Source organism: Micromonospora sp. WMMA1923 (assembly GCF_049179195.1).
GTDB lineage: Bacteria > Actinomycetota > Actinomycetes > Mycobacteriales > Micromonosporaceae > Micromonospora > Micromonospora yangpuensis.
This window is the reverse complement of sequence record NZ_JBMHLZ010000001.1, coordinates 6435844-6445498: the sequence shown is the minus strand read 5'-3', so window position 1 is coordinate 6445498 and position 9655 is coordinate 6435844. Positions and strand designations below refer to the sequence as shown.

At 70.3% G+C, this 9655-nt stretch carries 8 protein-coding genes; 3 read left to right on the top strand and 5 right to left on the bottom strand.

Going from position 1 to position 9655, the window contains the following annotated elements; genetic code table 11:
- Positions 1-368: ElyC/SanA/YdcF family protein (locus ACN28G_RS29380; RefSeq protein ID WP_421480833.1), on the top strand; the 368-nt coding region annotated here is incomplete at its 5' end.
- A 295-nt stretch (positions 369-663) separates the two neighbouring features.
- On the opposite strand, the gene ACN28G_RS29375 is transcribed toward ACN28G_RS29380, so the two are convergent.
- Positions 664-1557 carry a hypothetical protein gene (locus ACN28G_RS29375; protein ID WP_421478036.1) on the bottom strand — a complete coding sequence of 298 codons (894 nt, stop codon included), beginning with the start codon at positions 1555-1557 and terminating at the stop codon, positions 664-666.
- A gap of 1355 nt (positions 1558-2912) precedes the next feature.
- On the opposite strand from ACN28G_RS29375, the gene ACN28G_RS29370 reads away from it, so the two are divergent.
- Positions 2913-3416 (top strand): protein-tyrosine phosphatase family protein, encoded by a 504-nt coding sequence (locus ACN28G_RS29370; RefSeq protein ID WP_421478035.1) that lies wholly within the window; start codon positions 2913-2915, stop codon positions 3414-3416.
- Here ACN28G_RS29370 and ACN28G_RS29365 read toward each other — a convergent pair.
- Positions 3385-4299, bottom strand: a complete 915-nt coding sequence (locus ACN28G_RS29365; protein ID WP_421478034.1) for an aldo/keto reductase family oxidoreductase — start codon at positions 4297-4299, stop codon at positions 3385-3387. The genes ACN28G_RS29370 and ACN28G_RS29365 overlap by 32 nt on opposite strands.
- 115 nt (positions 4300-4414) lie before the next feature.
- On the opposite strand from ACN28G_RS29365, the gene ACN28G_RS29360 reads away from it, so the two are divergent.
- The gene (locus tag ACN28G_RS29360; protein WP_091433996.1) at positions 4415-4837 is read left to right on the top strand and encodes a winged helix-turn-helix transcriptional regulator; all 423 of its coding nucleotides are present in this window, start codon (positions 4415-4417) and stop codon (positions 4835-4837) included.
- A gap of 21 nt (positions 4838-4858) precedes the next feature.
- Here ACN28G_RS29360 and ACN28G_RS29355 read toward each other — a convergent pair whose 3' ends face one another.
- The 3 genes from ACN28G_RS29355 to ACN28G_RS29345 are packed head-to-tail and all read right to left on the bottom strand — an operon-like array spanning position 4859 to position 9572.
- Entirely contained in the window at positions 4859-5956 is a 1098-nt protein-coding gene (locus ACN28G_RS29355; protein WP_421478033.1) for a thiopeptide maturation pyridine synthase, read from the bottom strand.
- Positions 5953-7011: a thiopeptide-type bacteriocin biosynthesis protein gene (locus ACN28G_RS29350; protein WP_421478032.1), complete on the bottom strand. Its 1059-nt coding sequence runs from the start codon at positions 7009-7011 to the stop codon at positions 5953-5955. The genes ACN28G_RS29355 and ACN28G_RS29350 overlap by 4 nt, the downstream gene beginning before the upstream one ends.
- A complete protein-coding gene (locus tag ACN28G_RS29345) occupies positions 7008-9572 on the bottom strand; it encodes a hypothetical protein (protein WP_421480832.1) in 2565 nt (854 codons plus the stop codon). Before ACN28G_RS29345 ends, ACN28G_RS29350 begins: the two co-directional genes overlap by 4 nt.
- Positions 9573-9655 lie beyond the last annotated feature (83 nt).

Here is a 9655-nt window from a genome sequence, read left to right as displayed (position 1 = left end):
TCGACACCCAGGCCACCAACACCGGCCAGAACATCAAGTACGCCCGCGCACTCCTTGCCGAGCACCAGGTCCCGGCCCGATCGGTGATCCTCATGTCCCGCCCCTACCAACAGCGCCGCGCGTACGCCACCTGCAAGAAGCTCTGGCCCGAAGTCGACGTGATCTGCGCGTCCCACCAGCTCTCACTCGACGGCTACGTGGCCAGCATCGGCGACACCAAGAAGGTCATGGACATGCTCGTCGGCGACACCCAGCGCATCGACAGGTACGCCGAACTCGGCTACGCCATCCCGCAACACATCCCCGACCAGGTACGCGCCGCCTACACCCGCCTGCTCGACGCCGGCTTCACGAGCCGCCTCGTGTAGGTCGGCCCGTCGGCCAGCCTCAGGCGACACCGCGACCGTCTTCGACCGGCGGCCCCGAGTCCCCGACTGCGCCGCCTCGATGAACTCATTCAGCACCGAATCGACCGCCGTGCCGTCCGCGTACATCTGACCGGCATGCGCCTACCCCGTGTCGCAGTGCCATGATCATCCGCAGGTCCAGGGCTTTGGAGCACGGGCAGCAGTGCCTCCGGCGGGCCCCTCGGGCTCTCCGGGATGACTGGAGGCAAAGATGGCAGTGATCAAAAGGTTTCGATTGTTGTGGCGAGCCTCAGGGCTAATGACGAATTAGACCAGCATCACTGGCCATGTCCGCATTGCCGGATTGCACCTCGAACAGATCAGGGCCAATGAGTACCGAGTTGAGGCGAAGATAGTCCGCCCATTCGGGCGGCCATTTAGTTGTGGAAGACCAACGCACGCCCCCCAGGTTCACCGAACTCAATAGGGAAAAATTGCGGAGGTCGGCTCCGGCGAAATCCGACCGAAGCTGGTCAAAGCTTTGCGCCAGCGCATTCGCGAAGCCCTGTTTGACATCGACCGCTATATCGAAGGCGAGGGCAACGGCTAGGTAAAGGTCTGCGGCCAACGCGGGCTCGAGGTCGAGGTCATGGGAAGCCGTACGAGCTAACGCGAGAGCACTTCCGCCTCGAAGGCTGACGGCAAGACTGTGGGCGAGATCGGCGTTTCGAACCAAGTCTTGCTCAAGCTCCCGAACGCTGTCTCGCAGCGGACTGAGGCTGCTGCGGCCCGGGATGCCGAAGGTGCGCGCCAAACGAGATTCAAGGCTTGGTCCAAAGCGCAGCATATCGCCGATAGTGCGGGCGAGCGTGGTGGCAACCGGACGGGCCTGCTCAAATTCAGAATCACTTGCGTAAACCATGAACCTCGCAATTCTGCTGGCTGTGGAAATATTCTCCTCAAGGGAACTGGTCAATCCAGGAATGTCGTCGTGCGAGCCAAATATGTCGATGATGATACGGCGAATAGACAGCCATTTCCTGACATCGTCAACGAGACTCAGAAGGAGCGTCATTGCGATAAGCGCAGGATGGCTGCGAAGTGCCAGACGAACTTCTGGCGATGCCGATTCCAACCGTCTGAATACGGCGCTGCGCTCCGCTGGCGCTTGATCCTGAACGCTTTCACTGCGGTTGTGAACGGCGCTCATCCTGTCGGGCATGGAAGACCGCCTCGCCCCGGCGGCGACAAGGACGCTGGCCCACCAAGGCGACGTCGTGATGCGCAACCAGGGCTCGTCAGGCCGAGATACACGAGCGATCCGGCCCAGTAGGGTATCAGCGCGTACCATCCGCCACGACCTCACTGCCTTCCAAGGCATCTGTAGGTGGCAAACTGGCTGAATTCGGCTTCTGCTCGGTGATTTCAACTCTACTCAGGACGCCACGAACTACGGAAGGCGCGCACGCTCCCATGATCAATGCTGGCCATGCTCCGGTCATCTGAGCGTGAGCCGCCGCCGCTACCATGCCGCCGACCGCAAGGCTAGCGAGGGCGACAAAAAGATGTGGCCAGATACCGTCTTGGGAGTATCGCCAAGGCCACCGGTAGCCGGCCGCCACGACCGAGGCCGACAGGCCAAGAAGGCTGGCGACCAAGCCGCCGGCCAGCCCCCACCCGGCGGCTTCCTGAACGCCCATACACGCACAGTAGCCGATGAATGGCTTGCAGCCAACGGAAGGCTTTGTGGTGGCGTCCAAGGTCGGTGGCCGGACTGTAAAGGCGCATAAATTGACCACCGTGGCCGCTATGCGTCGTCGAGGGCGGGCTCGAAGATCATTCGGTCAGATTTACGACACTTGAGTGCGGCCAGGGGCGGCAAGCGTCGGCAGGTTCCGCCCTGGCTGGAGCGTCAATCCGGTTGATTTGATGACGTTCGGTCCCCGCGGTGGGTGTAAGGGTTCGAATCCCCGCCAACGGCATGACTGTACAGCCGCATGCGCAGTCAAGATGGCCGATGGGTGCGGTCCTGGGCTGGAGTGGACGACACGGCGAGCAGGCCACCGATGACAGCTGGCAATAGTCTTGATCTTGCAAGACGGGAGGCACGGGCTCGCGGCCCGCCCTGCGGGCGGCCTCAGCGCCCCATGCAGAGTACGGGCAATGATCTTTTGGCTTGCGGAACCGCTGAGTGGCCAGCCCGCCCAGGTCACGAGCACAGTGGCCACTATGCCGCTGTCGCCTTCCTAAACCGTGTGTCGCAGGTTCGAATCCTGCCGGGGGCACCTCGAAGATCAACCTGAACGCCATCCTGGCCTGCTGAAACTCTCCGTCCCCCGACCGCTCCACCTCGGGCCCCGGTTGCGTCGCCGGCTACCCGACGCGCCCCGCTCGAACCCGTCTCGCCCTCGGCCACCCGCGCTCGCCGAGGTCAGTCCGAACCGGCCCAGGTTGGTATCTTCGAGGCGACGCCACCGGCACGCTCGGCCCCGTTGAGGGACTTGCCCTCGCACTCGTTTTCCACGCCAACAGATCGTCCCGCAGATTCCCACAGGAGTGGCAGCGATGGTCGAGAAACACGATCTCCGTACCGAAGACGAGTTGGGAGTCTCCATGACGGAACAGTGGAGTGTCGATGCTCCGGGTGTGATCGAGCTGCCGTCCGGGCGCCGCTTCCGGGGGCGGGGCCTCAGATACGACTCGCCGGACGGCCCGACGCCGACGTTCGCGGTCCATCTGACGGACAAGCCGACCGCGGAACCCCAGTGGGAACGGGTCTGGGTGCGGTGGCGGGACTTCTGGTTGCCGGCCGACCCCGACGAAGCGCTGCGAGCGCTCCGGCAGGCCTACGATCGAGCCGAATCCGACCGGGTGGAGATCGCCTGCGGGGGTGGTATCGGGCGTACCGGCACCGGCCTGGCGACCTTGTGCGTCTTCGAGGGCATGGCCCCCGACGAGGCCGTCAACTGGGTGCGCCGGCACTACCACAGGCGCGCCGTCGAGGTCCGCTGGCAGCGCAGGTTCCTGCGCCACGCCTTCAGTGCCGCAGTGGATCCGACGGATCGTTAGCGACGACCGGGGCCCGGTCCTCGCGGTCCAGCTCGGCGAGGTCCTGGTCGGACAGGGCGAGGCCGGCGCCGACGATGTTCTCGCGCAGGTGGGCCACCTTCGACGTACCGGGAATCAGCAGGACGTTCGGCGAGCGCCGCAGGAGCCAGGCGAGGGCGACGGACTTCGGCGTCGCCCCCGTCCGGGCGGCGACGGCCGAGAGCGCCGCGGAGCGCACCGGTGAGAAACCACCGAGCGGAAAGTACGGCACGTAGGCGACGCCGTCGACGGCCAGTTGCTCGATGAGCTGGTCGTCGTGGCGGTGGGCGAGGTTGTACATGTTCTGCACGCACACGACGGGGGCGACGGTGCGGGCCTCGGCGACCTGCTCGGCGGTGACGTTGCTGACCCCCAGGTGGCGGATCAGGCCGTCGCGGTGGAGTTCGACGAGGGTCTCGAACGCCTCGGTGATCGGGCCGGGCTGAGGCCCCTGGGCGTCACCCATCCGCATGTTGACCAGGTCGAGGGTGTCGACCCCGAGGGACCGCAGGTTGTCGTGGACCTGCTGGCGCAGGTCCGCGGGGCGGCGGGCGGTCGGCCAACCGCCCTGCGCGTCGCGGTTCGCCCCCACCTTGGTGGCGATCAACAACGATTCCGGGTACGGGTGCAGCGCTTCGCGGATCAGTTCGTTGGTGATCCGCGGCCCGTAGGCGTCGCTGGTGTCGATGTGGGTGATGCCCCGGTCGACCGCTTCGCGCAGAACGGCCAGCGCGCCGTCGCGGTCGGCGGGTGGCCCCAGCACCCACGGTCCGGCGAGTTGCATGGCGCCGTAGCCGAAGCGGGTGACGGTGTGGTCGCCGAGCGTCCAGGTGCCGCCGGGCAGGGCGGTGGGAGAGGTGCTCATCGGGTCACTTTCGTTGTCGGGAGAGGGTGGCGCGTTCCAGCATGGGAGCTTTACTCTCCATCGGGAAGTAGGCACTTGAAAGTGCGTAACCACCCAGCAGGGAGAGGGGAGCCCGGTGGCCACAACGAGAGCAGCGCAGCAGCGGGCCCGGGCCAAGGCGGACTACGACGCGTTCCTCGCGGTCTGCCCCAGCCGTCAGCTGCTCGACCGGATCTCCGACAAGTGGGTGGTGCTGGTGCTGTGCGCGTTGGGCGGTGACGCCGGCCCGCGACCGGACGCGCCGAGGGCGCTGCGCTACTCCGAGCTGGCCCGGCTGCTGGCCGGGGTCAGTCAGAAGATGCTCACCCAGACCCTGCGTTCACTGGAACGCGACGGTCTGCTCACCCGGACGGTGACGCCGACCGTCCCGGTCACCGTCTGCTACGAGCTGACCGACCTCGGTCTGTCGCTGCACCGGATGACCCGGGAGATCAGGTACTGGGCGCAGGACCACATGGGTGAGGTCCTCGCCCACCGCGACGCCCACGACGCCTCCTGACCGGGCCTGCGGCCCGGCGGTTCACCGCAGGGCGTCCACGAACTGTCGGGCCAGGGCGGCCGGTGAGATGTCGTACTCCTCCTCGACCGTGCGGGCCACCAGGTGACAGAGCAGGTAGCGCTGGGTCGGCACGATGCCGAGTCGGCCCAGGTGGGAGTAGAGCTGGTTGATGGCCAGCCGGTGACAGCGGAACCAGACCTGCGACAGCACCTCGCTCCGGTGGGCCGGTGTCTCGCTGAGGATGTCGTGGAAGGCGATCGGGTGTCGTAGCTCCATGCCCTGCTGGTCGAGGTGGTCGAGGTCGATCTCGCCGCTGGTGAACAGCGGCTCGGCCCGCGCCTTCTGGTCCCGGACGATCCCCAGCCAGGTCTCGACCAGCGGATCCGGGCGACCGCCCCGCACCGTGGCCAGGGTGGCGTGGAGCCGATCGCGCAGCGCCGGGCGGTGCCGCCGGTACCGCTCGTCGAACGTGGCGCGGACGGCGTCGGGGTCGGCGGTGTACGCCAGGAAGGACTCGACGTGCGACCGGAACGACAGGTAGCCCCGGGAGATCGGTGGGACGCTGAGGTGACCGAAGGCGAACAGCAGGTCCAGGGCGTGTCCGATCCGGTCCACCGCACCGCTGCGGATCGCGGCCAGGGTGTCGAAGGTCAGGGCGGTGCTGCGGGCGTACGCCCCGGCCAGCAGGTTCGCCAGTTGCGGGCTGCCCAGGACGTGCCGGCGGTCCTCGTACGGTTCGAACTGGACGGTGTTGTCGGGGTACCAGGGGGTGAGCGGGCCGGGGTCTGCCTCGCGGACGGCGAGCCGCCGGTGTGCCGCCAGGTGGTCGGCCTCGCGCAGGGCGGCCGTCGAGGGGTGGTCGCGCAGGTAGTCGGAGAGGCTGCGCCGCGCGGTGGGGCGTACCGTCGCGGCCCAGAGTTGCGGGGTGGTCCGCAGGTTGATCCGCAGGTGGGGGCCACGGCGCCAGTGGCGGATGAGATGTGGTTGGTCGACGACGTCGGCGAGCGCGGTCAGCAGGGGGCGTACGCCGTCCAGGATCAGGTCGTCCTTCTCCTGGGCGTGGTACCGGACCTGGATGCTGTACCAGCCGGGTTCCTCCGGCGGCGGGGTGGGCGTCATCGGAAGTCCTCCTGTTCGCGCGCGGGTTCTCCGAGGTCGACGCAGGCGGCGCAGACCAGGTAGTGCAGCTGGGTCTCCTGGTCGACACCGAGACCCAGCCGGTTGCAGAGCAGGTGCACACAGCGCAGCAGGACGACGAGCAACGCCTGCTCCGCACGGGTCGGCCCGGCGTCGGCGAGGCGGGTCGGGCCGGCCTCGGTGAAGCGGGACGGGCCGGCGTCGGCGGTGAAGCGGGTCGGCACCGACCGCAGGTCGGGGTGGAAGTCCCCGACCCGGTGCAGGTCGGTCAGCTCGGCTCGGAGCCGGTGGATGGAGGCGGACCAGGCGGCGACGAAGGGGTCCGGATCAGCCCCTGGTCGCGTCGACTGCGCCGCCGTCCAGCAGCTGGACACCAGCCGCCGCAGTGCGGTGCGCTGCCGCAGGTAGCTCTCCCACCGTGCCCGGTGGCCGTCGGCCGGATCCCAGTGGGACCGGGACCGGGTAAGCAGGTGGGCCAGGCGGTGCCGGTCGGGTTGCCAGGCGGCGAGCGCCGAGGCCAACGCGAGCACCGCCAGCCGCGAGCGGTGATCCGCAGCCGCCGGGCGGGCCAACGTCGACAGGGCCAGCCAACTGGAGTCGGTGAAGTGGCCTTCAACGGCCCGGGTCGCCGCCCGGCCACCGTAGATCGGGTACTCGGGCTGGTAGGGCTGGACCTCCACCACGTCGGGCGGGCGGATCCGTCGGTCGTGGTCGGCCCGGCCCTCCAGGCGGGCGTACCGCTCGGCGAGGGCCGCGTACCGCTCGGCGGGCCCCGGGGGCGGGGAGGGGAACCGGGCCAGGTGCGCCTCCAGGGTGGACCGGGTGCAGGCCGCGACGTCGGCGGCGAGGTCGGGCCGGGTCGGCAGCAGGCGGAGCCGGAGGTGCGGCCCGCCCTCCCAGTACCTGATGAAGAAGAACTGGTCGAGTACGCCGGTGGCCCGCAACGAGGCGACCAGTGGGGCGACCGCCCCGGTGAGCAGCCGGTCGTGGTCGCCGCGGTGGAAGGCGTGCAGCGACAGCCAGGGCGGCGGGGTCACGAGGGGCCGATCTCGACGACGTACTCGGTCACGTGCCGGCCCTCGGTGCCGTAGCTCGGGGCGTCGGCGAGCTGCGGCAGGGCCTCCTGGAAGGTGAGCACCGCGCCCGGGTCGCGCAGCAGGCGTTCGAAGAGGCGTACGAGCGGCACGTTTGCCAGGTCGAGGTAGACCGGCTTGACCGGGGCCGGTCGGCTCGCCGTGACGTACGAGCGCTGGGGGATCCGGTGTTCGGCGAACCAGGTGGCCAGGGTCAGCAGGTAGCCGGCGTCGTCGACGCCCTTGGCACGGCCCGGCACGAGATCGGCGCGGACCCGCCAGGAGGCCCGGGACACGGTGACCCGGCCGATCGACAGCCGGGGTCGTCGCCGTACCGTGCCGGTCGGGTGTTCCGGGGTCCCGGTGAAGATCTGGGCGGTCGGGGCGGCGGCGTTGGGCACGTCGCCGAAGAGGTGGACCAGGAAACGGGCGAGTCGGGGCAGCCGGGCCCCGGCCATCATGCCGGTGCACGCGATGCGGACCGCACCGTCGTCGCTGCGCCGCCGCAGGCGCAGACCCGGGGTCGCCGCGTCGGGCGTCACGACCAGGTCGTCGAGGGGGATCCGTTGCTGCGGCGGGCGGGCGCTGACCATCCCGGGGTGGCAGATCTCGAAGCCCACCGCCGGGGAGCGCAGGTTGACGTTGCTGCCAAAGAGGCCGGTGAGCTCGGCGAGGTAGCCCGCCGGGTCGGGACCGGATAGTGCCGTGGACCCGGGCGGGTCGACGGGGTCGGCTGCCTCCGGGGCGACCTTCGCCAGCAGCCGGTGCACCCGGCTGCGGACGGCCCCGTGCCCGGCGCCGACGCCGTTGAGCACCAGCCGGAGCCCGTCGGCGGCGGGTACCTGCTGGACGAAGCAGGCCAGCGCCGGGGCGGGTCGTACCCACGGCGGCCAGCCGGCCACCAACGCCCGTACCCGCGCCGGGTCGACGGTGATTCCGTCCTGGCCGGTTTCCGGCCCCGCCCAGAGGGTGGCCAGTGCCTCCTGTCGCAGCCGGTGCAGCAACCGCACCTCGGCGAGGGTGCTGCCGGCCGGGTCGGGCGGCTCCCCCGGGTGCAGCAGGCCGGCGAGCTCCGCCAGCGCCGTTGCCGGGGCGGCGTCAACGGTCAGCCGGGACAGCTCCCGGTGCAGCGTGAGCAGACCCACCCGGGCGTGCGCGCCGTACCGGTCGACGAAGATCCGGTGGGCCACCAACCGGACGACCGTCGAGTGCTGGAAGAGGGCCAGAAAGCGGTGGACCACGTGCAGGTCGGCCACGGCCGGACGCCAGGCCGGCCCGCCGAGGCGGACCGGGTCGGCGGTGAAGACGGCGTTCTCCCGGAAGAGGTTCCGGGCGGGCAGCGGCGGGCCACCGACCTGGCCGCTCACCGTCTCGAACTCGGTGCGGATCCGGTGGTGCAGCTCCCGGCGACGGCAGGCGCCGGTCCCGGGGGCCGGATAGGTGTCGAGGGCGTCCGCGAGGGCCCGGAGCGGTCCGGCGGCCGGTGCGTCCGGGCCGAGCCAGGCGCGCAGGTCGTGCAGGTGGTCGGCGGCCTGGTCGGCGAAGGGAGGTCGGATCTCGACCAGCCCGATCTCGACCAGCCGGTCGAAGGTCACCGCGGCGTCGCGGGGCAGGCGGCGGCCCACCTCCGCGAGGGGTCCGCCGGCACCGACGGCCTCGACGACGGTACGCACCGGCGGGGTCAACAGCAGTCCCCGGATGCGCTCGCGTCCCGGGTAGCCGAACCAGATCCGCCCCTCGGCCACCTCGGCGTCCGGCGTGACGGCCACCACGAGCCGGTCGGCGGCACCGTCGGTAGCCAGGCGGCGGCTGAGCGCCTGGAGCAGGGGTACGTCCGGCTCGACGGCGCTGCGCCAGGCCCAGCGGCCGGTGGGCTGCACGGGGGTCGGCACGTCGGACCACCGGCACAGCCCGCTCATCATGAAGGTGGCCTGCGGGCTGGTCTTGGCCACCGCGCGGGCCAGGTACTTGGCCAGCCGCAGCGCCACCTGGGCCCGGGGCGCGCTGCCCTCCGGCTGGGCACGCCATTTCAGCAGGGCGTGCAAAAGGTCCTCACTGGACTGCAGCAGTCCGAACTCGAAGACCTCGGTGGCGCTCCACTCGCGCAGGGCCCGCAGGCTGCGGACCCGCTCGGCGTCGAGCAGTTCGGGAAGTCGCCGGGTCAGCGCGGCGGACCGGGCCAGCTCGACGGTCCAGCCGGTCAGCTCGGCTCGGAAGCGGGCGGGCAGCAGCTCGGCATGGTTGCCGGGCCAGGCCCGGGGTCCGGGACGGCGGTGGTTGTGCAGGGCCCGCCGGAGGGCCACCAGCTCCGGCCGGGCGTCGGCGAGGGCCGGGTCCGCGACGAAGCCGTGGACCTCGTCGGCCAGTCGGGCACCGACCTCGGCCACCAGGCGACGGCTGGCGAGGATGGCCTGGACCGTCGCCCAGGAGGCCGGTGCGGCGGTCTCCGCCAGGGCCTGCGTGGGTAGCGCGGCGACCCGTACGACGACGACGGGGCCGGTGGAGTCGGTGGGCGGAGCGGGCACAGGAACCTCGCACGGGGGTGGCTCGGGATGGTCCGGTCGGACGGCTCCGGCGTGGCCGGCTGGCGCGCCGGAGCCGCCCGGGC